The following is a 23,698-nucleotide window of genomic DNA, read 5'->3' as shown; positions in this document are numbered from 1 at the left end:
ACGTACCTGGTCAGGAAGCGGCCAGGGTTTCGATGGAGAGTTCCAGCGTTGGCGAATGCTGGAGCGTCTGATAGATAACACAATAGCGTTTGGTGAGCTTCACCAGTGTTTCCATTTCTTCTTCACTGGCGTGTGTATCGAGTTCAAACGTGAGTCGGATCGCTTTAAAGCCGACCGGTGCATCTTTGGCTACGCCCAACGTACCCCGGAAGTCCAGATCGCCCTCGGCCCGGACAACGCCGTAATTTATGGGTACGCCAATAGCAGTGGCTACGGCTTTTAATGTCACTCCCGCACAGGCGACCAGCGCTTCGAGCAACATATCGCCGGGTGAAGTCAGGTCGCCCGTTCCGCCGGTCGCTTCGGGCAGGCCCGCATTGACCTGCGAACGGCCCGTAGCTACATGGCAGGACACTTTATCGCCCAGTGTACCTTCGGCGTGCAGGCTAATCATCGCCGTTTCGGGTTGCTGCTGATACTGTTGTTTGATCGGTGCCTGAAGGGTCCGAAGCTCGTCTGTTGTCATGTCGATAAAAGCTGAAAGAGTGCAGGAAAAGATTTATGTATGCCAATAAGAGAGCATCGCAATTTTATACTCAACTGCAGCCCAACAAGTTGTAGATGATGAATGAGCGGGCCTTTCGGTGTTGCTACTACCTACCAATGAGCCACAAAAAAGAACCGGTACTGATGTATGCGTGAATACGCAAAGGGAAACGGAGACAAGGGGGCGCTCCGGCGAAGCGAATGGGCGTGTGGTTGGCGGAAAGACTTTACGTATAAAAAATATAATAATAATGATAAACTCACAGGCGTAAACCCCTATATTTCAAGTTATCAATGGTATAAGGTAAAGTTGGCCACGAGATAGTATACGAATAGTTATGAAGAGCAAACAAGTAGCCCCGCTTAATATTTCCCGTCATCTACATTCACGGCGTCTTGAGCAGGAAGTAGAGAACCGGACTGCTTATACGATCGATACGGCGGAGCTGAATATCTATGAAACATACCACGTTGCTGAAAAAATTGAACTGACATTCAACACACCCATACTGGCCAGCATGATCCGGGGGAAGAAGGTGATGCACCTGGCTGGCACACCGTCGTTCGATTTTTTGCCGGGCGAATCGGTGATCGTGCCCGGTCAGGAAACCATGCGGATCGATTTCCCCGAGGCGCGCAGGAACAACCCCACGCAGTGTCTGGCACTGGCCATTGCACCCGACAAGGTGAAGCAGGTAACCGATCTGCTGAACGACCAGACACCACTCATCGACAATGCGCAGGGCTGGCAGTTTGGGCAACGAAATTTCTTTCTGACCAACGATGAACCCATTCATCAACTCATTGCCCGGCTAATCTACATCTTCACCGAAGACAACAAGGCCAAGGAGGTATTTGCCAATTTTGTGTTGCAGGAATTGGTGGTTCGGCTTATGCAAACACAGGCGCGCACGCTCCTGTTGGGACCAGATACTACCCAGGCTGGTGTGAACCGGTTATCGTACGTGGCGCAGTATATCAACAAGCACCTGAGTCGCGCCCTACACATTAGAGAACTGGCCGATCAGGCGTGCATGAGTGAGCCCAACTTTTACCGGATCTTTAAACAGACATTCGGTATAACGCCGGTCGATTACATCAACCAGCAACGTATTGCACTGGCTTCCAAATTGTTGCGAACAACCAACCGCTGCCTCGCCGACATTAGCGTTGAATGTGGTTTCAACAACCTGACCTACTTCATGAAGCTGTTCCGGCGCGAAATAGGTACGTCGCCTTCGCAATACCGGAAGCAGATACTGTCGGCGTAATTACCATGCAGCTACTTACATACCTCAGCGTCATGCGTGTGCCAGTCAAAAAAGAAACAGGCACACGGTAATACCAGGTGCCTGTTTTTTAGTAAACCTATGAAGCAATAAACAGTATGTAGTCATCTGAGTGAGTTAAACACGCAGGCTTGCTACAGACTACCCTGCAAATGAATACGTACCGGGGTCGAAAGGACGTCTATTGATGAAATCCGGTACTTGATGGGGGTAAAGTTGCCTTTTATCAAGATAGTATGTAATGGGTTAAACCCTAATTTATGTTTGTTTAGGGTTTGTACCAGGTCAGCTACGTTGGTGCAAGCGGCTGAGATCATTTACCCTACATCCTTCCCAATTCGGAAATAGCGTACATCGCTCTGAACCGAAGCCAGCAGGTGCTGGGTACGTTCGGGGCGGGCATCGGTGATGAACAACTGGCCAAACGCGCCTTCATCGATCCGTTGGATCAGCTTGGCGATCCGGCCGTCGTCGAGCTTATCGAAAATATCATCGAGCAGTAGGATGGGCCGGGTTTGCTTTTCGGCCTGCAACTGGTCGAACTGGCCCAATTTGAGGGCAATGACAAACGTTTTCTGCTGGCCTTGTGAGCCGAATCGTTTCAACGAAATACCGTCGATCAGGAAATCGAAATCATCGCGATGGACGCCCATTGTGGTTCGCTGCATGGCCACATCGCGGCTGCGGTTCTGCACAAACAGGTCATCGAAGCCCATCTTATCCAGGTCCGAATCATACAGAATGGTCACGGCCTCCCGGCCATCGCTCAGGTACGTATAATGCGCCTGGACGCTGGGCAGCAGGTCACCAATGAACCGTTTACGCCGGTCGTGAATGCGTTGACCGATGTACAGAAGTGGCTCGTCGTAGGTATCCAGCAGGTCGTGGTCAACGTTGCGGCGGTCGGCAAAGAGCTTTAGCAGGCTGTTTCGTTGCTTCAGCACGTGCTGATATTGCAGGTAATCCTGGAGGTATTCGGGATCGAGCTGGGCTAGTACACCGTCGACAAACTGGCGGCGGTCTTCGCTATGCTCCCGTACCAGATCGGTATCATTCGGGGCCATGAGCACCACCGGAAATCGGCCAATGTGTTCGCTGACCCGCTCATACGGTTTTTTATCGGCCAGAATTGCCTTCCGCTGGCCTCGTTGCAGGCTAATAGTGATCTGAGTAGGCCGGTCATGATTGACAAACGTGCCATCCAGAATAAAATAATCTTCGTCGTGGGTTACGCTCAGGGCGTCAAGGGATTGAAAAGCACTTTTCGACAGCGCCAGGAAGTAGATCGCATCGAGAAGATTGGTCTTACCACTGCCATTAGGCCCCACAATCACGTTTACCTGCCTGCTAAAGGTGAAGAGGGCATCTTCGTAGTTTTTAAAATTGGTCAGGCTCAGTTTGTCGAGGTGCATGGGAGGTTGGACGCGGGATAGAAGATACCGGATGTTGGCCATTGACCCAGGAGGTTGGATAATCTGACAAATGTCTCCCGTCTAATGTCCAACTTCCGGTAGCCTGTAATTGGTTTATGCGTACTTTTGCAAGCATTTTGCCCGGAAATAGCAACAAAGATACGTTCCCTTTGTTCGGCAATTAACCGGGTAAGCTACCCCCTCTACTTAGGATACACATGGCAACCGTCAAAGACAAGGCTCCCGCCGCCAAAAGCAACGGAAAGGCAACTCCGACCAAAACACAGCACCCCAAAGAGCGGTATATGTATTGGTACGAGTCGATGCAACTTCAGCGGAAGTTTGAAGAAAAGGCTGGCCAGCTATACGGGCAACAAAAAATCAAAGGTTTCTGCCACCTATACATTGGTCAGGAAGCCTGTTCATCCGGTTCATACTCGGCCCTGACCCCCGATGATAAGTGGATCACCGCCTATCGCGACCACGGCATTCCGCTTGCCCTGGGCTCTGACCCTAAAGCCGTAATGGCCGAATTGTATGCCAAACAAACGGGTTCGTCGAAAGGGAAAGGTGGATCGATGCATATCTTCGATAAATCGGTCAATTTCGTGGGCGGACATGGTATCGTAGGCGCCCAGATTCCGATGGGGGCGGGTATCGCCTTCTCGGAGAAGTATAACAAAACGGGCAACCTTTGCATCTGCTTCTTCGGCGACGGAGCCGTACGGCAGGGTGCCCTTCACGAGGCGTTCAACATGGCGATGCTGTGGAAACTGCCCGTGATTTTTGTGGTCGAAAATAACGGCTACGCTATGGGTACGTCGGTAGCGCGTACGTCCAACGTAACTGAGTTGTATACGATCGGTGAGGCGTATGACATGCCCGCCGAGCCAGTTGATGCGATGGAAGTAGAAGCCGTTCACGAAGCCGTTAGCCGCGCCGCTGAGCGTGCCCGTGCTGGTGAAGGGCCAACGTTCCTGGAATTCCGCACGTATCGGTACCGGGGTCACTCCATGTCTGACCCACAGAAGTACCGGAGCAAAGATGAGGTTGAGCAGTACAAACAGCGCGACCCGATCGAGAACGTTCGTCAGCATATTCTGAGCAACGGGCTGGCTACGGAAGACGATCTGGCCGCGATCGACCAGAAAATCAAAGCTACCGTTGATGAGTCGGTGAAGTTTGCCGAAGAGTCACCGTATCCACCGGCCGAAGAAGCATTTAAAGATGTATACGTGCAAAAGGACTATCCGTTCCTGATGGAATAGATTTTGTAGCGCAAGGTTTGGCGTCAACGCTATTGATCGGGTCTACATGCTCTATGTATAGCACAACTTTAGACGTTTAACGTTGAACCTTGAACTATTTTTCCTACTTTTGCCCCTCAAATTGCAACTTGTATGAGCAAGAAAAACGCGGGTTTAGAATTTCTTGAAGATCCCGACGCACTGGCAGGCCGTTTAGAAAAGGCCGAAGATTTTTTTGAAATGAACCGCAACCTCATTTTTGGGGTGATTGGCGGCCTTGTACTGCTTATTGGCGGCTACTTTGGCTATCGTTACTTTCAGGGTGAGAAGAACATCGAAGGACAGGACAAACTGTTCAATGCGGTGTATAAATTTGAGCAGGATTCGTTGCAACTGGCGTTGAATGGCAAAGGCGCAACGCCTGGTCTGCTGGCAGTGGCTGATGAGTATAGCGGAACGAAAGCCGGTAACCTGGCTAGTTTCTACGCGGGAACGGCCCTGTTGAAAGAAGGCAAATACGATCAGGCCATTGAGCAGTTGAAAGACTTTAGCTCGTCTGATCTGCTGGTTCAGGCTCGTGCCTATTCACTGATTGGCGATGCTTATTCAGAGAAGAAGAGTTACGCTGAAGCCGCCGAGTATTATGAAAAAGCGGCTGACTATAAGCCGAACAAATTTTTCACGCCGGGCTACCTGCTGAAACTGGCTATTGCCCAGGAAAGCGCGAAAGCCAACGATAAGGCGATTGACGCCTATCAGCAGATTCTGGACAAATACCCGGAAACGGCTGAAGCAGTAACCGCCAAGAAATACAAATCCATGCTCGAAGCGCAAAGCGGCGAGTAGTCAACTGGGTACGTAGTATTACGAATACACAAAGGGACGAAGCCGTAACGAGGTTCGTCCTTTTTTTTTACCGTTCACTGTTGCTCCGCTGCCCGGCAGAAACGACCAATAAGCAGAGCAACGATGAACGGTAAACTATAAACTTTTTTGATATGTCTTCTGCCGATAAAAATCTTAGCGTCTTTTCTGTCGACAACCTGCCGGATATCAGTGGGCGACGTTTCGCCCTTATTGTGGCTGAATGGAACAGCGAGGTAACCGAGGCTCTGTTCAAAGGTGCCTACGATACCTTGATTCAATACGGAGCTACCGCCGACAATGTGTTGCGCGGCAACGTACCTGGCACTTATGAACTGACGCTTGCCGCCCAATGGTTTGCGGAACGGACCGACATCGACGCGGTGATTTGTATCGGATGTGTTATTCAGGGTGAAACCAAGCATAACGACTACATCAACCACGCCGTAGCCCAGGGTTTTACGAACGTAAGTTTGAAGACGGGCAAGCCGGTCATTTTTGGTGTATTAACCCCCAACACCCAGCAACAGGCCCTTGATCGGGCTGGTGGTATTCATGGTAACAAAGGTGACGAAGCCGCCATGACAGCCATCAAGATGCTTGGTCTAAAGAGTGAAATAGCGAAATGGTGAAAAAGTGACTGGCTTAGCTGACGCCACAGTGAGCGAGCCTATCTCTTCAGTCTACCCTCGTACTAGTCACTCTTTCACACTCTTATTCTTTCACTCTTTATTATATGCACGTTTGGAAATTTGGCGGAACCTCGGTTGGAAGACCAGAGCGGATGCACTCGATTCGGAATCTGATTACGGCCGACGCTAGCCGCAAAGTGGTTGTCTTGTCGGCGCTGTCAGGCACAACGAACGCATTATTGTCGATTGGTGAGTCACTCAAGGGCAACGCCGACGATGAAGCCTTTGAAAAAATTGAGCACCTGAAAGCGCATTACGACAGCTTTGTGCGTGAACTTTTTAAAACTTCTGACGGGTTGGCCGCTGGTCAGCGGGTAATCGGTAATGAGTTTTCGTTTCTGCGATCGCTGACCCGAATCAAGCCGTTTACGCTGAAGCAGGAGAAAGAACTGGTGGCAGAGGGAGAACTGCTGAGTACGCAGCTCTTTGCTGCCTACCTAACCGAAGAAGGGGTATCGTCGGTGTTGCTGCCTGCGCTGGAGTTTATGCGCATTGATGCAGATAATGAGCCTGAACTGGCCGTAATTGAGCAGAATTTGCGGGAGATGTTACCAGCCCATACCGACAAACAGATTATCGTTACTCAGGGATTCATTTGCCGGAATCCGCGCGGTGAGGTTGATAACCTGAAGCGTGGTGGCTCTGACTACACAGCCTCACTGATTGGCGGTGCGATCCGGGCCGACGAGATTCAGATCTGGACCGATATTGATGGCATGCACAACAACGATCCGCGCATTGTGAAAAAGACGTTCCCAATTCGCGAACTAACCTTCGATGAAGCGGCCGAACTGGCTTATTTTGGGGCCAAGATTTTGCATCCATCCACAATCACGCCCGCGAAGATGAAAGGTGTTCCGGTACGACTGAAAAATACGATGGCACCCGATGCGCCAGGTACGTTGATTACGGATAAGCTCAGTGAAGGGGCTCAGAACGGACAGGTGTTTAAAGCCATCGCGGCCAAGGATAATATCACCGCCCTCTATATTCATTCTACCCGGATGCTGAATGCCTACGGCTTTCTGCGGCGCATTTTCGAGATTTTCGAGCGGTTCAAAACACCGATTGATCTCATTGCTACCTCGGAAGTATCCGTGTCGGTTACGATTGACAATACAGAGAACCTCGCCGCTATCCAGGCTGAACTTGGCCAGTTCTGCGAACTCGAAGAACCTGATTACGATCAGACCATTATCTGCATTGTGGGTAATTTCAGTTCCGACCATCCGGGCATTGCCTTGCAGGTGTTGAAGGCCCTCGAAGGTATCCCGATCCGTATGATTTCGTATGGTGGCACTGAGCATAACATTTCGCTACTGATGCATGGCCAATATAAAACGCAGGCACTGAACGCATTAAATGACAGTTTGTTTACTGCCAACTAAACATATAAAGGTTTGAAAACCTTATAAGTTTAAGAACACCGCCCACGGCTCTTTACTAGAATGTAGAGAGAGGCTTTGTATATGAATGATTGCAAAGACGATCTAATCAGGTCTTGAGAAGGTTGATAGAAGAGTTCATTGACGTGATTAAGCGTCTGATTACCACACACTAATGTTACAAATTCCATTCATACGCGAGAATAAAGACCTGGTTTTGGCCGGTCTGCGGAAACGCCACTTCGCCGAAGCCGATGAGGTAGTTGACCAGTTGCTGGCTTTGGATCAGCAGCGGCGCGACACGCAAAAAGAACTGGACGACACACTGGCCCGGCAGAATGTAATGGCCAAAGAGATTGGTCAGTTGATGAAAACCGGCCAGAAAGAAGCTGCTGAAACAGCCAAAGCTGAGACAGCCGCGCTTAAAGAGCAATCCAAAACGTTGGGCGAAAAGTTAACGGGAATTGAACAGCAAGTGCAGGCTATACTGGTTACGGTGCCCAACATTCCGCACAGTAGTGTGCCCGAAGGACGCTCGGCCGACGATAACGAGGTGGTGCTGGAGTGGGGTGATAAACCGGCGTTACATGCCGGTGCTGAACCCCACTGGGAACTGATCAAGCGGTTTGGCCCCGGTGGCAGCCCAATGATTGATTTCGATTTAGGCAACAAGATTTCAGGCGCTGGTTTCCCGGTTTATAAGGGCAAAGCCGCCCGGTTGCAACGGGCATTGATCAACTATTTTCTGGACCAGGCGCTGGCGGCTGGGTACGTTGAAGTACAACCGCCTATCGTGATCAACGAAGACTCGGGGTTTGGCACCGGCCAACTGCCTGATAAAGAGGGACAGATGTATTATGCCGAAGCGGATAAACTGTACTTGATTCCAACCGCCGAAGTACCAATCACTAACCTATACCGCGATGTGATGGTAGCAGAAGCGGAGTTACCTATCCGGCATGTAGGCTACACGCCCTGTTTCCGGCGCGAAGCAGGCTCATGGGGCGCACACGTACGCGGCCTGAACCGACTGCATCAGTTCGATAAAGTAGAGATTGTCCGGATCGAGAGGCCCGAGAATTCGTATGCTGTGCTCGAAGAAATGAGCCAGCATGTTCAGGGATTATTGCAACAACTGGAATTGCCCTACCGAGTGCTCCGTCTCTGCGGTGGCGACATGGGCTTTACCTCGGCGCTGACATATGATATGGAAGTATGGTCGGCGGGGCAGGGGCATTGGCTGGAAGTAAGCTCAGTGAGTAACTTCGAGACGTATCAGGCCAACCGGCTGAAGCTCCGCGCCAAGCTCGATGGGGGTAAACCAACCTTGTTGCACACGCTGAACGGGTCGGCACTCGCGCTGCCCCGTATTTTAGCGGCGCTTTTAGAGAACAATCAAACCGCAGAGGGCACTATTCGTATTCCCGCTGTGCTGGTCCCTTACTGCGGATTTGAGGTGATAGATTGACGTAACGCGGACTTCAGTCCGCATTTTTTGTGTCTAAATGCGGACTGAAGTCCGCGTTACGTTAGCAGTCACACGAATAGTTGGCGTAACCGGGATAGTGTGGCGATAAACGACCGGCGATGCTGATGACCCGGTCGAGTGGAATATGTTGACCGTCGGCCAGGTCGAGCGTTTCGAACTCGTTTTCGTGGCTAACGCCTACAACCATCGCATCTGTCTTGATGAACTCGTTCAGGTCGGTAAGGTATTCGATACGAACATACTTGCGTGGCTCAATGGCAGCGCGGAAGTCAGACAGGTCAGCGGTTTTCATAACGGTATAGCTTTTACCCTTCAAGGTCAGAGAGACCTTACAGGGTAAACAACAAGAGCCGGTCAGATAGTTGCTGAAACTACCCGACCGGCTCTTCTAAGTGGCAGGAACGTACCTGCGCTATTCGGCGGCTGCCAGCGCGCGGTGAAACTCACGGAGAATCACCTCTTTCATCGCAATCTTCCGTTTTTGCGTATTGATCTTATTCAGAATCTGCTTGTCTTCGGGGTTCTCCGGGTCAAGGCTGTCGATATCCTGCATGGAGAACTGCAGGTCATTCTTCTCTCGTTTTACCAGGTATTCCAGCTCACGAATTTTGGTCCGTAGCTGCTCGGCCTGGCTCTTCAGGCTGAACGCCGGGTATTTCCGGTCCAGCACCCGACCAAGGTAACTAAGCTCGAAAATCTTGTCGCAGGCTGCCCGGAACTTCTCGTTCACGGCCTTATCCTGCATCTTGAATGGCACCTTGATTTCTTTCCAGGCATTAAGCAACTCCTTCGCCCGGTTGGCCGATGTGAAGATTTCCGAGTCAGGAACCTTCGAGAGCGATTCCGCTTCGTCGGCCATTTTCATCTGTTGTTCAATACGTGGGTCAATTCGTTTCTGAATAACGATCCCCTTTGCGTTATTATACTTTTCGAAGACGTATTGCACCGTTCGCTTAAAGCGTTTGTGCAGTTTCCCGCCTTTTTTAATGGGAACTTCGCCGATGTTTTTCCAGGCGTTATTGAGCCGCCGAACCTCCTGATAAACAACATCGAGGTCGGGGTTTCGAACGGCGCGTTCAACCAGTTTTATCATCTCTTCGTACTGGTCGAGACGTTCCTGAATGACCTTATTTTGCTCGTTGAAGAACTCACGCCGACGCTGGAAGAAACCGTCGAGTAACGCCTGGAACTGGTCCTCTACTTCGGCTTCAACACTTTTATCAACCGGTCCGGTTTTGATCCACTTTGTCTTGATATCCTGGAGTGCTTCGGCGGTTGGTTTCCAGTCGTCGCTACCGGCAATCACTTCAGCTTCAGCAATAAGCGCCCGTTTAATTTCCAGGTTCTTTAATTGATTGGTGTGGATCAATCCAGACAGGATATCCTCAAGTTGGTCGAGGCGATCGAGCAGGGGTGGAAAATCGCCAATCGCATCAAAGCTGATCAATTTGCGGCGTAGCTGAAGCAATTTAGTCAGGTATGACCCTTTATTTTGCGCCTCAGTTACCTCTTCTTCTAATTGAGCAACCTTGCTTTGAGCAATAATAAAGCGATTTTTAAAGTAATCGAGCGCTTCCTGCTCTGTTCGTTTAACTTCGCCAATCTGGCGGTCTGGATAGTCGAGATAGCCCTTTAAAAATACCTTTCCGTCTTCGACGTAACCGTATTCGTCTACCAATGAAGCATTTTCCATTTTTCCTTACTGAAGGGTTCTTGCGAGGGTTAATTAACGATATTTGCCCAACCACAAACATAGTCAAAAAATGAGCCAAGAAACGATTATCTTTTCTATGGCGGGTGTAAGTAAAATTATTCCCCCCAACCGACAAATCCTAAAGAACATATACCTTTCATTCTTTTATGGAGCCAAAATAGGCGTGCTGGGACTCAACGGTTCAGGTAAGTCTACCCTCCTGCGAATCATCGCTGGTATTGATAAAAGTTACAATGGAGAGGTCGTTTTCTCGCCCGGCTATTCAGTTGGAATGCTGGAGCAGGAACCCCAGCTAGACCCCACCAAAACCGTTCGTGAAGTAGTGGAAGAAGGGGTGCAGGAGATCGTTGATCTGCTGAAAGAATTCGATGAGATCAACGAAGCTTTTGGCGACCCCAATGCCGACTACGAAAAGCTAGGTGCCCGGCAGGCTGCCGTTCAGGAGAAATTGGATCATTTCAATGCCTGGGAACTGGACACCCGCCTCGAACGGGCGATGGACGCCCTGCGTACGCCCCCGTCCGAGGCACTGATTGCCAACCTGTCGGGTGGTGAAAAACGGCGCGTGGCCCTGTGTCGGCTCCTGCTTCAGGAACCCGACGTACTACTGCTCGACGAACCAACCAACCACCTCGACGCGGAGTCGGTGCTGTGGCTGGAAGAACACCTGCGGCAGTATAAAGGCACGGTTATCGCCGTAACCCATGATCGCTACTTTCTGGATAATGTGGCGGGCTGGATTCTGGAACTTGACCGGGGCGAAGGGATTCCCTGGAAAGGGAACTATAGCTCGTGGCTCGATCAGAAACAGCAGCGGCTGGCAAAAGAAGAAAAGACCGAATCGAAGCGACAGAAGACGCTGCAACGCGAGTTGGAGTGGGTCCGTATGGCTCCCAAAGCGCGGCAGGCTAAGTCGAAAGCGCGGCTCGGTGCCTATGAGAAAATGCTTGATGAAGATTCGCAACAGCGCGAAAGCAAGCTGGAAATCTTTATTCCACCGGGACCACGGTTGGGCAGTAAAGTGATCGAAGCGCAGGACGTGGCCAAGGCATTCGGCGATCGGCTATTGTTCGAACACCTTGAGTTTAAGCTCCCACAGGCGGGTATTGTGGGTATTATCGGGCCGAACGGCGCGGGTAAAACAACGCTGTTCAAACTCATCACCGACAAGTATAAACCCGATGCAGGTACGTTCGAGGTGGGCGAAACGGTGAAGGTGGCCTACGTGGATCAGGAGCACGACGGGCTCGATCCCGACAAGACCGTGTACCAAACCATCGCCGATGGCAACGACTGGATTATGCTGGGTGGCAAACAGGCCAATGCGCGGGCGTATTGCAGCCGCTTCAATTTCGCTGGTGCCGATCAGGAAAAGAAGGTAGGTACGTTGTCGGGTGGGGAGCGTAACCGCGTTCACCTGGCCATGACGCTGAAAGAAGGCGCCAACCTGCTATTGATGGATGAGCCAACCAACGATCTGGATGTGAACACCTTACGGGCACTGGAGGAAGGGCTGGAAAACTTTGCCGGTTGCGCCGTTATTATCAGCCACGACCGCTGGTTCCTCGACCGGGTAGCTACGCACATCCTTGCCTTTGAGGGCGATTCGCAGGTGTACTGGTTTGAAGGTAACTTCTCAGAATATGAGGAAAATCGCCGTAAACGCCTCGGTAACGACGCTACGCCGAAACGCATTCGGTATAAGAAGCTGGCGTAGAGCTAATTTTTGGACGTGAAAAAATGCCAATCGGTCGCCTAGCGACCGATTGGCATTTAAGGACTAGTGGTATGTTAATCATAAAATAACTCCCTTTGACCTTAGCAACGTACCTAGCTCGAGGCTACAGCCGGGGAGGATATCGACGGTGTCATTCCAGTCGGTCAGAATCCAGCGTTGGTTGGGTTCGGCAATGAGCGTGCGTTGGGTTTTGGTCAAGATCCAGATTACTTTCTTAACACCGAAATCAAGCATTTTCTGGGTCTTATCGTACACATATTCCGTTTCGCCCAGATTGGTCGGTAAGTCTATTTTTACGTCTATTTCAGTAACCACATTGGGTGGAACGGAGAAGTATTTATCATCCAACGGCACTGGTAAACTGGTCTGGTCGTATACCGCGATGTCATTAGACAAGTTGTTACCCGGCCCCATATGCAAACCAGGCTCATTAGTTGCAATCAGGTAATCGTCGAACGGTAGGTACTTATATAGTATGTGGATAAGCAGTGACACAATAGCAGATTGTAACGCACTGGCGCCCATAATGTCTTCCTTGTTTTTTTGGCGGGATAGCACTGCCCGATACCCCCGATAATAATATGCCACCCCGTCGATCTCTTCGTAGATCAACGAGCTTGGTACTTTGCGAGATGACGGTGAGTGTCTGGTTGATGTTGAGGTAACTGCGCTCATTTTCGCTGCGTTTATCGTTATACAGATAACGCGTTTTGACTATGATCAGTTAGCATCATAATGCAGAAGAGCCAGGTACGTACCTGGCTCTTCTGCATTATAGCGTGGTTTCAATCCTCAGCGCTGAATGAGTAGCCGCAGGGTTGTGGGCGTCATGCCAGGTACGTTCAGATTGATCAGGTAGAGGCCTGATCCGAGGGTCGACGTGCTCAACTTATAGGGTTCCTGACCTGAAACAGGCACCTTTACCTTATACAGGGAACGTCCGTTCAGGTCGGTTAGCAAAAGATCGACGGGCTGCGTTCCGGCGGGACGTAAATCGATCAGGACGTGATCTGTGGCGGGGTTGGGCCATAGTTTGAATTTGTCGCTGCTGTTTTCTGCGGCGGCAATGGGCGTGGATTCGCTCGAAGTTCGGCCACCACTGGCTACACAGGTGGCCTCCGTAATGCTCCACTGCTGGTTGGTGCCCCCATTTAGTGAAGACTGGATAATATCGCCCCCCTCTTTAGTACTACTGCCTTTCACGTCAATGACTTTGCCTGAATGGTTGGCCGTAATTACATAGTAGCCACTGGTAGCACGGCTAATGCTCCATTGCTCATTGGCGCCACCCCAATAGGGCCACTGAATTAACTGAATACCGTCCTGGGTTGACGAGTTAGGTACGTCGATGCATTTGCCTGTGTGGCCAGCAAGAAGTTTAACGAGTCCACTTCCTGCCGATTGAATTTTCCACTGTTGCCAGGCCTTGTCTGCATACGTGTACTGCTTAATGACTGTGCTGTTGGCAGTAAGGCCGTTAGTGACGCCCAGTACCTTTCCGCTACTACGCGAGATGATTTTATAGCATTTAGTGTCGTCGAAAGTGGGGGCAGTGTTCACACAGGTACGTGCTTCGATGCTCCATTGCTGAGCCATTGTGCCGTTGATGGTGAATTGAACGATTTCACCGCCTTCTGTCTGGTTACTTGCTTTTACGTCGAGGGCTTTCCCCGAATGTTGGGCTATTAACTGATAGTAACCTGTAGCGTCGGCGCGAACAGCCCATTGCTGATTGGCACCACCTGCATAATCCCACTGCATGACTACTCCGAAGTCGCTGGTAGATCCGTTGGCTACATCCAGTACCTTATTGCTGTGTTGCGCTATAAGCTGATAGTAACCGCCAGACGTAGCGGCAAACTTCCACTGTTGCCAGGCCTGATTGGCGTCTGTTCGCTGGAGCACGACTGAGCCGTTGACCAGCCCACCATTATCCACGCCCAGCACTTTGCCACTAACCCGTGACAGGAGTCTATAGCAGGTCGTTGGTGAAATAACTACCGACGCTGATACGGGTGCGGTGGGTATGGTACTGGTTTCAACGCCACCCGTCCAGGCGGAACCCCGTCGGGTATAGACCCGGAAATAGTAGCGGATGCCCGGCGTTAAGTTCGTAACAACCAGCGAGGTAGAGATGCCCTGATACAGTACTTTCCCGCCAAGAAGGGCTGCGCCAGCACCTGTGAAACTCGCGTCGGCGGTGTAAACAAGGTCGGTAGGCCGGTCAGAAAAACCAGATCCTGCTTTGGCAACGACCAGCACATTGTCGAAAGGAATCGTCGGGTTGCTCCAGTTCAGGCGAGCCGAATTGATCAGTGGTGTGGCTATTAAACCGCTGATTGCCAATTGGGCAGAGTTACAATCCGGGTAGATCTTCACGGAGTCCTGGGCAGTGAGTCCCCCTATATCGGTCACTTTCAGGCTGATGAGGTAATAATACGTCTCGCCATCACACCCAACCGGCGATACGGCGATGATGGGGGATACGGTGTTTAAAACGGGTTCGCGGTGCTCATGATTGTTGTGCCGTAAGGTAACCTGCCAGGCATAGGTCAGACTGGTTGGCGCTTCGTCGGTGACCGCGGCGGTTAAGGTGTATGAACTTTCCCGGTCAAGCGGATAGATCGCGTTATTGAGCGGATTGGTGATGCGCACAGTTGGCGCACTATTATTGACAGACACCTGAAGCGTCTTAAAATCCGAAAGACCCTGATTGTCTTTTACCGTCAATTTCACGGTAAACCCCGTAGTGACAGACGATGTAAAGACGTGGGTTGGATTAACCAATGTCGACGTTGTGCCATCGCCAAACTCCCACAGGTACGTCAGTGCAGTAGCATCGGGGTCACTGGATGCATCGCCTTTGAAGGTGACGCTCAATGGGGAAGGACCAGTCAGCACCGATGCACTGGCTACTGCCACGGGTGGCCGGTTGCCGCCATAACCAATACGCATAACATCGCCGGTGTTGATATTGATGTAATACAGTGCCTCGTCGAGCGGATTGTATTCTACATCGACAATACCCTGGGTGGTAGCGTCAGGAAGGAATTCACGTACCTGAGTGACGGCACCCGCAGTGCTTAACGTAGCAACACGTACCCAGTTAGCGCCATAATCGGCGAAGAAGTACGAATTACGCCAGATTGCCGGGAAGGTGGTGCCTGCATAGTAGGCCCCGGCTGTAGAGGCGTTGCCGCTAAACGGTTTGCCTACTGCTCCGGTGGTGGCCGTTTCGCTGAGCGTAGTTGCTGTGGCTGTAGTGCCGTTGAACGTGGGCGTACGGGCAATGGCTGAGCCATGATTCCAGTCGAGCGCCGGGCGGCTGTGGAAGTACCGCCGTTGCAAACCAGGCAATGGCTGAGTACTACAGGGGCTGGTAGCCACTACCTGCACCGATGCCGGGTTGACGGCCTGTTTCAACAGGTTATCAAACGTCAGAAAAGGTTTGTTACATGTATTGTCCGGGTTAGGCTCGTCTTTATTTTCCAGCGTCAGGGCGGCAGTAGCGTAGCTGGTGTTGGCTTCCATGCCTTCGTAGATGGGCCAGCCTGCGTTTTCGCCCGGCAAGCCGATCACGTGCATATCTTCCCAGGTGTTCATGCCCACATCGCCAATAAGTAACGTACCTGGATTGGCATCGGCCTGATTGGTGCTGCCCGTGTTGGGCTGAATGGTCATCCGGTACGGGTTACGCAGCCCCAGGGTCCAGACGCGGGATTTGGCTGAACGTGGATTTGCCGCGTCGAAAAAGGGGTTACTCGCTATGCCATTGCCGGTAGCGGGATCAAGACGTAGTACTTTACCGCAGTGCGAGGTAAGCATCTGTGACCGGAAGGCACCCACATTCTGGCTGGCTGTCATGATACCCTCATTAATGGCCGTTTGGTAGTATGTTTCCGATGCGCTTCCTTTGTCGGTGCTAGCGTAACTGGCATTGTCGCCAGTCGAGAGCAGTAGCGACCCGTCGCGGCCGAAGACGAGTGTTCCCCCCGCATGTGACTCATGGGTCAGTGGCACACCCGTCGATTTTGATTCGCCCAGCAATACCTTTCGGCTAGCCATATCGGCAGCAACAAGCGTGGTAGTGGTAACGAGTTGATACCGTGTAACCCGGCTGATGGTGGCGTTGTAATACTCGTCTTTTGTGGCCGAATACGCGGCCGTTCCTGCATTCAGGAGGTGGTGTCTGTCTACAATGTAAAACAGATAGATCAGTCCATTCTGAGAATAATTAGGGTCAAGGCAGAAGCTCATAAGCCCGAAATCACGCCAGTTACCTACTTCCTCACTAATGTCGAGGGCGGGGGTGGCTTGCTTTACGTACTGGGTGCCGTTCCAGACCGATACCCATACACGGCCCGCTTTGTCCCAGACAAACTGGCGCTGGCCATCGGCCGAAAAAACGAGACCCATCGGCTGGGTATACCCGCTTTGAGCCTTGGTATTACTAAAACCAGTTGGGAGCGACTGACCCGAGAGAAGAGAACTACTTAGTAGCCACAAGGTAACGATAGTAACAAACTGGTAACGGTGTGACGGACACACGTTGGAAGCGGAAGAAAACATTCTATCAAATAGTCTATGAGTTATATAGTATATAAATTATTGAGGCTGAAATAATTACATACTACCAACTCAGGACGAGGCGCATCCCGGATTGTCACTGGGTAGGCCCAAAACAAACGATCGTGATCGGGGGGCTAACCTACAGCTCCCTGATCACGATCTTCACCAAACGGAGTTGGCTGAGTAGTTATGTACGCATGCCACGCAGGAGCGTCTGGCATTTCATTTCTGTTTCGAGCCACTCTTTCTGCGGGTCAGAATCCTCCGTGAGGCCCGCTCCCGCGTAGAGGGTGGCTATTTTCCCGTCTAATGAAAGGCAGCGAATATGAACAAACAACTGGCTTGCTCCGTCGATATTGACCGGCCCGACAAAGCCCGCGTAGAATCCTCGATCGTGCTGTTCGTGGGTTTGAATAAAATCAAGTGCTTCGGGGCGAGGCATGCCACAAACCGCCGATGTAGGATGCAATAGTCGCAGCATCACCGTGCCCAGTTGCGGGAAATTCACAGCCTTCGTATCTACCGAATACTGCGAACAAAGGTGCATCAGGTTGCCTGCCTGAGCGGTTTTGGGCCCTTCTTCTACATATTCGCGAAGCCGGATTCTTTTGAAACAACCAATGATGTAGCGACTTACCAATGCCTGTTCTTCAATCTCCTTTTGTGACCACAGGGCGTCGGCGGTTCGCTTCAAAGTGCCCTCCGGGGTGTAGGCTGATTGCGTACCTGCCAGGGCAACCGTTCTGAAAATGCCATTGGCATCCATACTGGCTAACCGTTCGGGAGTGGCTGATAACCAGACCTGTGCCGGTCGACCGCCAGTGCCTTCGGGCAACCAAACGGCTGAAATAAAGGCCGTGGGATAAGCGGCACACAGCCGGTCGAACAGCGTAACGACATCAGGTACGTTGCTGAACTGAATGGTTTTGGTTCGCGACAGCACTACTTTCCAGAACCGACCTGCCTGCATGGCAGCAACTGCCTGGGCAACCATTTCTTCAAAAGCAGCCTGCGCGTCGGGATCTGGTTGCTCCGTAAACGAGATCCCCGTAAGTAGGTCAGTGCGTTGTTGGGCAGTCAGGTACGTTGCTTCATCAAAGGCACGGGTAGCCGTAGTATCAACGGTTGGCCGATACAAAAGCTGGCCATCTGCGCTGAGCACCACGTGGCGGTCGGCGTGCAGGTAGAAAGCGCGGGCAAAATCGTCGGCAGGAGCGTCGAAAAGACCGATGGCAAAACCAGGTGGACGTTCGTCGAGGTCGATCGGTTGTTGCTCGGAAAGAACTTCGCCCAGGTGAACGATCAAATGTTTCTCCGACTGGTTTGGCAAACGCCACAAAGCGGCGGGATGGTCGTTGGTCCGGGCGGTTTGCCAGAGGTGATTGAGGGTAACGTCTAAATGAACCGTGGTGTTGGAACCGGCAGATGAAGCAGTCATGAGCGCAAATAAGTACGAAAAGTACCCGTATAGCTAATGAACAGTTTAGCGCCAGGTTTGGTGCTGTAGCGGGGTTGACGATTTAACGGCTGAAATCCAGATGGCTTCGCTTGTTGGTAACCCCATGAGCGAAGCCATCTGGGAAATCTTAACCAGTGGACTTCATTCCTGCCAGTGGCCGCCTGAACCGACCTAGAGCGTATCTGCAAAGCATATAAGCAACCAGGCAGAACAGAATGATACCCCATCCTTCAATAAGTACCAGCAGGAAGCTCTCCAGCAGGCTGGCCCCGGTAGCCAGTGCGTCGGTTGCTCTGCTCAGGAAACCAAGCTGATACGCCTGTACATCGTTGCTATTGGGAAGAACCGTTCGCTGAACCGACTGACGTTGGTAGATGGTCAGCGTAACCGTGCTGAACTGAAGCTGGTCGACCAGGGCAAGATCGCTGACTTGCGCTTCGTCGGTCTGTTGCTGATGGGTCAGCCGGTTTTCTTCGGTGTCGTTCGTATCGCCCAGTTTTTGCTCCCGCCTGTTCATGGCCTCGTGCATGCGGCGGTCATACGCCCGGTTGCGCTGGCGGGTTTGGGCAGCGGTCAGGCGCTGGAGGGCCACGTCATCTGATTTTATTTCACGAAAATCCAGGTAGTCCGACAAACCGGTCAGGGCGCGAAGGGTTGTGTCGAGGCTGGCGTTCGGCACGCGCAGGGTCATGGTGTTGCTGACCGTGTAGCGGGTGGTTTCGAGCAGGGAATCGGCGCTGATGGCCACCGTTTGCGTATCGTCTTTCTGGCTGTCGAGTTTGGTATAGGTGACAAAACCACCCTGCTGAGTGATAACGGCTTCGATTTGATGCGTTGCCTGTGCCACGTTTTCCACTCTAAACTTAACATCAGCAGTTCTGATGAATTGATGGGGAGGAAGTTTGGCCTTATCAGCCGGCGCACCCACTAGCGTAGCGGGTGCTTCCTGAGTAGAGACTTCGTCGCCGGATGGCGCAGGTACGTTGTCAGCTAAGGTCGTATCTACCTGTACTTCCATCAGTTTAGCATCCTGATGTGATTGGCAACCAATCAGCCAAAGCATTGCCAGGGCTAGCCAAACATGTTTGTTAATGGTTTTCATTAGTTTTTTCAGCGTAGATGAGCCAATGCTTCTTATTCCATAAGTCACTCATTATAAACCTATAAGGTTTCTGAAACCTTATAGGTTTGGACCGTGTTACCGGCCGGTTGTTGCGCTACCCTCGGCTACTACTTCACCGTTGAATGTCAGCGTGACCGGACCGCCGTCGGCGTTCGACTCTACGTAAACTGATTTGCTGAATGCACCCAGGCTTGCTGCATTGAAGGTGGCTTTGATCTGGCCGGTTGCACCGGGCAATACAGCCTCTTTGGGCCATTCCACACCCGTACAACCGCAAGACCCTTTAGCGCTGATGACCAGTAGTGGCGACTCCCCTTTATTGGTGAACGAGTACGAAACGGTTACTGGTTTGCCCTGCCGAACTTTGCCAAATTCGTGGGTGGTGCTGGCCCAGCCAAACGCAGCGGCCAGTGTATGCGCAACGACGGTGCCAGCTACGAGCAGCGCTGAAAATAAGAGTGTTAACGTTTTCATAAAGAATAAAATAAGCGATGGTTTAAGTCAGTCGGCCCTTCCGGCTGATTACTGGATCAAAAGTAGAGGCCGCCAAGTTGCCCGCTTGTTAATGGCTGGTTATCCGTTGTTAATGAAATGTTAAAGGTGAATCCGACGGGTGAACGAGTGAATGGGTGATTAAGCAAAAGACGTACTTTCGGGCAGTTTATGTAACGCGGACTTCAGTTCGCATTGCTCCAATAAAATGCGGACTGGGCGTCCCCGACTGAAGTCCGCGTTACGTTATGTCTCGTTCGCTGATTCGAATTCTGGTCGTGCTTTCGGTCATTGCCATCGTGGGTATCCTCACGGTACAGGCGATCTGGCTTCGGCGTGCCTATGCGCTGGGCGAACGGCAGTTTCGGCAAACGGCGTTTGTAGCCTTGCAGGAAGTGTCTGATGAGGTAGCCCGGTTGAACCGAATCCGGCAGTCGCGCTCGGCGGTGACGCAACTCTCCGCTGATTACTTCGTGGTGCGGACCGACGCGCCGATAGACCCGATTTTGCTGGAACATTATCTGCAAAATGCCTTTCGGCGGCACCGGCTCCTGACCGACTTTGAGTACGGAATCTACAATTGCGAAAGCGAACGGATGGTCTACGGGGCCTATGTAAGCTCGCAGAAGGCAAGCAGTGGTCAGCTAGCCAAGCGGATCAGTCGAAGACGCACGTTGCCCAAGATTCAGGGCTACACCTACTATTTCGAGATTCGTTTTCCGGGGCAGGCGGGGGTGGTGGCCGGGCAACTCGATGGCTGGATTGCCTCGTCGGTGGCGGTGGGGCTGGTGGTACTGCTGTTTGGCTATACGCTCTGGGTCGTGCTTCGGCAACGGCGACTCGCCGAAATACAGCGCGACTTCATCAATAACATCACCCACGAGCTGCAAACACCCGTATCCACGTTGCGCATTGCGGCGGGGGTATTGCAGCAACCCGATATTGGTCAGCAACCCGACCGTCTGCATCAATATGCCCGAATCGTGAATGAGGAAAGCAGACGGTTACAGCAACAGGTGCAGAATATATTGCAACTGGCCCGTCGCCAACGGACCGGGTTCGCTCAGGAACGTACCCAGCTAGATCTGAACGGTATGATGACTTCGCTGGCCAATCACTATTCGCCGCCGCTGCAACTCGCTCTCCAGGCCGAACCGGCCCCTTTGCTGGCCGACCAGTATGCGCTGGAAACCCTGCTGGCCAACCTGATCGACAACGCCCGTAAGTATTGCGAAGGCACACCCTGTGTGGTGTTAAGCACACGTACAGAGGGAAATCGGTTGATCTGGTCAGTAACCGACAATGGCATTGGCATTGCCAGAACGCATCACAAAGCCATCTTTCGGCAGTTTTATCGGGTGCCAACCGGCAACGTGCACGATGTGAAAGGCTTTGGGCTGGGGCTGTATTATGTGCAGCAGGTAGCCCGTGCCCACGGCTGGCGTATCCGGCTGGAAAGCCAGCCGGGGCAGGGGAGTAGTTTTGTGTTCAGTAGCCCGCTGGGAAAACGGCCGCAAGTGACTGGCGCAACTGGTGTAGTTGTTGATGGAGTTAACTAAATAACGTACCTACCTAACCCGCTTGTCCTTGACAACCCGCGCCCGGATTTTATACGTCGAAGACGACATTAACCTGAGCTTTGTTACACGAGACAACCTCGAAGCGGCCCATTTTACCGTGCATCATTGCGCCACTGGTATCGAAGGCTGGACCGCTTTTCAGGCCGATGAGTTCGATCTGTGCCTGCTCGATGTCATGCTGCCGCAGACTGACGGCTTCACGCTGGCCCGGCAAATTCGAGCCGTTAATGTTGACGTACCGATCCTGTTTCTGAGTGCCCGCGCTGAGCGGGCCGACCGCCTGACGGGCCTGCGTTTGGGCGCCGATGATTACCTGACCAAGCCATTCAGTATTGATGAATTGCTCCTGAAAATCGAGGTATTCCTGAAGCGAAGCCGGACCAGTACGTCACCGGTAACCAGTCAGGTACGTGTTGCGCCGCCGCTTCCTGCCATAGGCACGTACCTATTCGACCAGGCCAACCTGACATTGAATCGGGCGGGCCAGAACGATATACTGACGCAGCGCGAAGCCGATGTACTGGCTTTTTTGCTGGCTCGCCCAAACGCCGTAGTCCGGCGCGACGATTTATTAAGAGCTATCTGGGGGGATGATGATTACTTCATGGGCCGTAGTCTGGACGTGTTTATTTCGCGATTACGCAAGCGGCTGTCGGCCGACTCGACGGTTCGTATCGACAGTGTGCATGGGGTGGGGTTTCGGCTGGTTATTCCGGCCATTCTGTAGACAATAACGGCCCGTATGATCGTTAGGTAATCTGATTCCTGCGGGTATCTTTGTGTTTCACCTAAACAGCATTTCTTTACCCATTACACATGAAAAAAGTTAGTTTTCTCGCTGCGTGGCTGATGTTGGGGGGCATCGCTACAGGCACCGCTTTTGCACAGACTCCTATCCAGTTCAACGCCCGGGCGTTGGTGGCCATCTCCGATGCTGATCTATCGGCCTCGGCGCTCATCGACGGCAACCGCTACACGACTCCCGGTACCCGTGATCAACTCACGTACATTAGTTTCCCACTGAACCGCAACGGGCAGAGTATCGGTACGTCAAACACCCTGTCGAACTCGATGGCGTTGACCGACAAGGTACTGGCTATTGCGCCAAACGGCCGACTGGGTTTTGTGGTTGAGGGGCGCGGTCAGTTAAGCGATAGCCTGACTACCATCAAAGGCATTACCGATTTTCCGGCTACAAACTACATGTTTGCGGTAGACTTAAGTGCCCCACAAAAACCGGCGGTCAAGTATCGTCTCCCCGTTGGAACGGGCGGCGCGCTTACGGCAGTGACCCTGGCCCCTAACGGAACAAGCCTTGTCATTGCGTCGACCGAAGCGGGTAAGGAGCTGAAATTGATCGATCTGGATGCCAGCTCAAAACCAAAATATGTTTTAACCTCTGCTTCGCCAGTTGCGGGCGTTGGCATCACCGACGTAACGTTTCACCCGAGCGGACAGTTTGTGGCCTACACTACGGCTGCCGGTGAAGTGGGAATTATGAAGTACGTTGTCGACGAAAAGACCAAGAAGCCCTATGTCGCTGCACACGGTAAAGCCGTGAAAGTGGGTACACAGCCTGGCTCTGGTAAATTCACGGCCGATGGTAAATACTACGTAATTGCCGACAGCAAAGACAACAAGGTATTTGTGATTGAATTTGGTACCGACGACGCGCCCGTAGATGCCAAGATTACCTCGCAGGTAGCTACCGGCGAAGCACCCGAAGCAGTAGCCATCAGCTCCGACGGATCAGTTGTGGCGGTTGTCAGTTCGATGCAGTCTGGTCAGCCATTCACCAACGCGGCGGCGGGCAAAAGCGAGATTGCGTTGTTCGCCTTGTCGGGTGGTCAACTTACGGCGGGGGGTAAAGCCCAAATCGATGGCGTTATGCCGCAGGCGGTTGAGTTCGATAAAACAGGTGATAACCTGGCCGTTGCTATTCCCGAATACCTTGACTATGGGCTGCGTAACGGGGGCATCGAGTTTTATAAAGTGGCAAAAGGCGCTCAGCCTAGCCTGACCAAGCAGCCGGGCCGTATCAGCGTTACACGGGGCGTACACGCTATCCGGGTAGTAAACTAGTCGGCCAACGTACCTGA

Annotated in this window: 19 protein-coding genes; 10 read left to right on the top strand and 9 right to left on the bottom strand. The window is 52.1% G+C overall.

Going from position 1 to position 23,698, the window contains the following annotated elements; genetic code table 11:
- Positions 1–10 precede the first annotated feature (10 nt).
- The gene (locus tag ACFE8Q_RS18780) at positions 11–526 is read right to left on the bottom strand and encodes an OsmC family protein (RefSeq protein ID WP_375446970.1); all 516 of its coding nucleotides are present in this window, start codon (positions 524–526) and stop codon (positions 11–13) included.
- A gap of 358 nt (positions 527–884) precedes the next feature.
- Here ACFE8Q_RS18780 and ACFE8Q_RS18775 point away from each other — a divergent pair, with 358 nt between their 5' ends.
- Positions 885–1,817 (top strand): AraC family transcriptional regulator, encoded by a 933-nt coding sequence (locus ACFE8Q_RS18775; protein ID WP_375446969.1) that lies wholly within the window; start codon positions 885–887, stop codon positions 1,815–1,817.
- Positions 1,818–2,152: 335 nt separating this feature from the next.
- Here ACFE8Q_RS18775 and recF read toward each other — a convergent pair whose 3' ends face one another.
- Positions 2,153–3,247 (bottom strand): DNA replication/repair protein RecF, encoded by a 1,095-nt coding sequence (gene recF, locus ACFE8Q_RS18770; RefSeq protein WP_375446968.1) that lies wholly within the window; start codon positions 3,245–3,247, stop codon positions 2,153–2,155.
- Positions 3,248–3,465: 218 nt separating this feature from the next.
- Between recF and pdhA the strand changes: the two genes are divergently transcribed.
- The 5 genes from pdhA (at position 3,466) to serS (ending at position 8,903) form a co-directional block, all read left to right on the top strand.
- Positions 3,466–4,515, top strand: coding sequence for a pyruvate dehydrogenase (acetyl-transferring) E1 component subunit alpha (pdhA, locus tag ACFE8Q_RS18765; protein ID WP_375446967.1), 1,050 nt, complete (start codon positions 3,466–3,468; stop codon positions 4,513–4,515).
- Positions 4,516–4,647: 132 nt separating this feature from the next.
- Positions 4,648–5,340 (top strand): tetratricopeptide repeat protein, encoded by a 693-nt coding sequence (locus ACFE8Q_RS18760; protein ID WP_375446966.1) that lies wholly within the window; start codon positions 4,648–4,650, stop codon positions 5,338–5,340.
- 152 nt (positions 5,341–5,492) lie between these two features.
- Positions 5,493–5,990 (top strand): 6,7-dimethyl-8-ribityllumazine synthase, encoded by a 498-nt coding sequence (ribH, locus tag ACFE8Q_RS18755; RefSeq protein WP_375446965.1) that lies wholly within the window; start codon positions 5,493–5,495, stop codon positions 5,988–5,990.
- Positions 5,991–6,094: 104 nt separating this feature from the next.
- Positions 6,095–7,438: an aspartate kinase gene (locus ACFE8Q_RS18750; RefSeq protein ID WP_375446964.1), complete on the top strand. Its 1,344-nt coding sequence runs from the start codon at positions 6,095–6,097 to the stop codon at positions 7,436–7,438.
- Between the two features lie 172 nt (positions 7,439–7,610).
- Positions 7,611–8,903, top strand: coding sequence for a serine--tRNA ligase (gene serS / locus ACFE8Q_RS18745; RefSeq protein ID WP_375446963.1), 1,293 nt, complete (start codon positions 7,611–7,613; stop codon positions 8,901–8,903).
- A 61-nt stretch (positions 8,904–8,964) separates the two neighbouring features.
- Here serS and ACFE8Q_RS18740 read toward each other — a convergent pair whose 3' ends face one another.
- Together ACFE8Q_RS18740 and ACFE8Q_RS18735 are read right to left on the bottom strand one after the other, a co-directional pair.
- Positions 8,965–9,216 carry a hypothetical protein gene (locus ACFE8Q_RS18740; protein ID WP_375446962.1) on the bottom strand — a complete coding sequence of 84 codons (252 nt, stop codon included), beginning with the start codon at positions 9,214–9,216 and terminating at the stop codon, positions 8,965–8,967.
- Between the two features lie 120 nt (positions 9,217–9,336).
- Positions 9,337–10,617 (bottom strand): DUF349 domain-containing protein, encoded by a 1,281-nt coding sequence (locus ACFE8Q_RS18735; protein WP_375446961.1) that lies wholly within the window; start codon positions 10,615–10,617, stop codon positions 9,337–9,339.
- 70 nt (positions 10,618–10,687) lie between these two features.
- On the opposite strand from ACFE8Q_RS18735, the gene ettA reads away from it, so the two are divergent.
- Positions 10,688–12,355 (top strand): energy-dependent translational throttle protein EttA, encoded by a 1,668-nt coding sequence (ettA, locus tag ACFE8Q_RS18730; protein ID WP_375446960.1) that lies wholly within the window; start codon positions 10,688–10,690, stop codon positions 12,353–12,355.
- 78 nt (positions 12,356–12,433) lie between these two features.
- Here ettA and ACFE8Q_RS18725 read toward each other — a convergent pair whose 3' ends face one another.
- The 5 genes from ACFE8Q_RS18725 to ACFE8Q_RS18705 all read right to left on the bottom strand — a co-directional run bounded on the left by ACFE8Q_RS18725 (position 12,434) and on the right by ACFE8Q_RS18705 (position 20,001).
- Entirely contained in the window at positions 12,434–13,051 is a 618-nt protein-coding gene (locus ACFE8Q_RS18725) for a Uma2 family endonuclease (protein WP_375446959.1), read from the bottom strand.
- A 117-nt stretch (positions 13,052–13,168) separates the two neighbouring features.
- Positions 13,169–16,792 (bottom strand): RICIN domain-containing protein, encoded by a 3,624-nt coding sequence (locus tag ACFE8Q_RS18720; protein WP_375446958.1) that lies wholly within the window; start codon positions 16,790–16,792, stop codon positions 13,169–13,171.
- Positions 16,793–17,132: 340 nt separating this feature from the next.
- Positions 17,133–18,383 carry a chorismate-binding protein gene (locus tag ACFE8Q_RS18715; RefSeq protein WP_375446957.1) on the bottom strand — a complete coding sequence of 417 codons (1,251 nt, stop codon included), beginning with the start codon at positions 18,381–18,383 and terminating at the stop codon, positions 17,133–17,135.
- Between the two features lie 148 nt (positions 18,384–18,531).
- Complete coding sequence (locus ACFE8Q_RS18710; RefSeq protein ID WP_375446956.1) at positions 18,532–19,506, bottom strand: DUF4349 domain-containing protein; 975 nt, start codon at positions 19,504–19,506, stop codon at positions 18,532–18,534.
- Positions 19,507–19,602: 96 nt separating this feature from the next.
- Positions 19,603–20,001, bottom strand: coding sequence for a DUF1573 domain-containing protein (locus tag ACFE8Q_RS18705; RefSeq protein ID WP_375446955.1), 399 nt, complete (start codon positions 19,999–20,001; stop codon positions 19,603–19,605).
- A gap of 266 nt (positions 20,002–20,267) precedes the next feature.
- Here ACFE8Q_RS18705 and ACFE8Q_RS18700 point away from each other — a divergent pair, with 266 nt between their 5' ends.
- The 3 genes from ACFE8Q_RS18700 to ACFE8Q_RS18690 all read left to right on the top strand — a co-directional run bounded on the left by ACFE8Q_RS18700 (position 20,268) and on the right by ACFE8Q_RS18690 (position 23,681).
- A complete protein-coding gene (locus tag ACFE8Q_RS18700; protein WP_375446954.1) occupies positions 20,268–21,578 on the top strand; it encodes a sensor histidine kinase in 1,311 nt (436 codons plus the stop codon).
- Between the two features lie 28 nt (positions 21,579–21,606).
- A complete protein-coding gene (locus ACFE8Q_RS18695) occupies positions 21,607–22,326 on the top strand; it encodes a response regulator transcription factor (protein ID WP_375446953.1) in 720 nt (239 codons plus the stop codon).
- An 89-nt stretch (positions 22,327–22,415) separates the two neighbouring features.
- Positions 22,416–23,681, top strand: coding sequence for a WD40 repeat domain-containing protein (locus ACFE8Q_RS18690; protein WP_375446952.1), 1,266 nt, complete (start codon positions 22,416–22,418; stop codon positions 23,679–23,681).
- Positions 23,682–23,698 lie beyond the last annotated feature (17 nt).

The organism is uncultured Fibrella sp. (assembly GCF_964250085.1).
In the GTDB taxonomy this organism is placed as follows: Bacteria; Bacteroidota; Bacteroidia; order Cytophagales; family Spirosomataceae; genus Fibrella.
The sequence above is the reverse complement of the archived record's forward strand: the minus strand, read 5'-3'. Positions and strand labels throughout refer to the sequence as shown.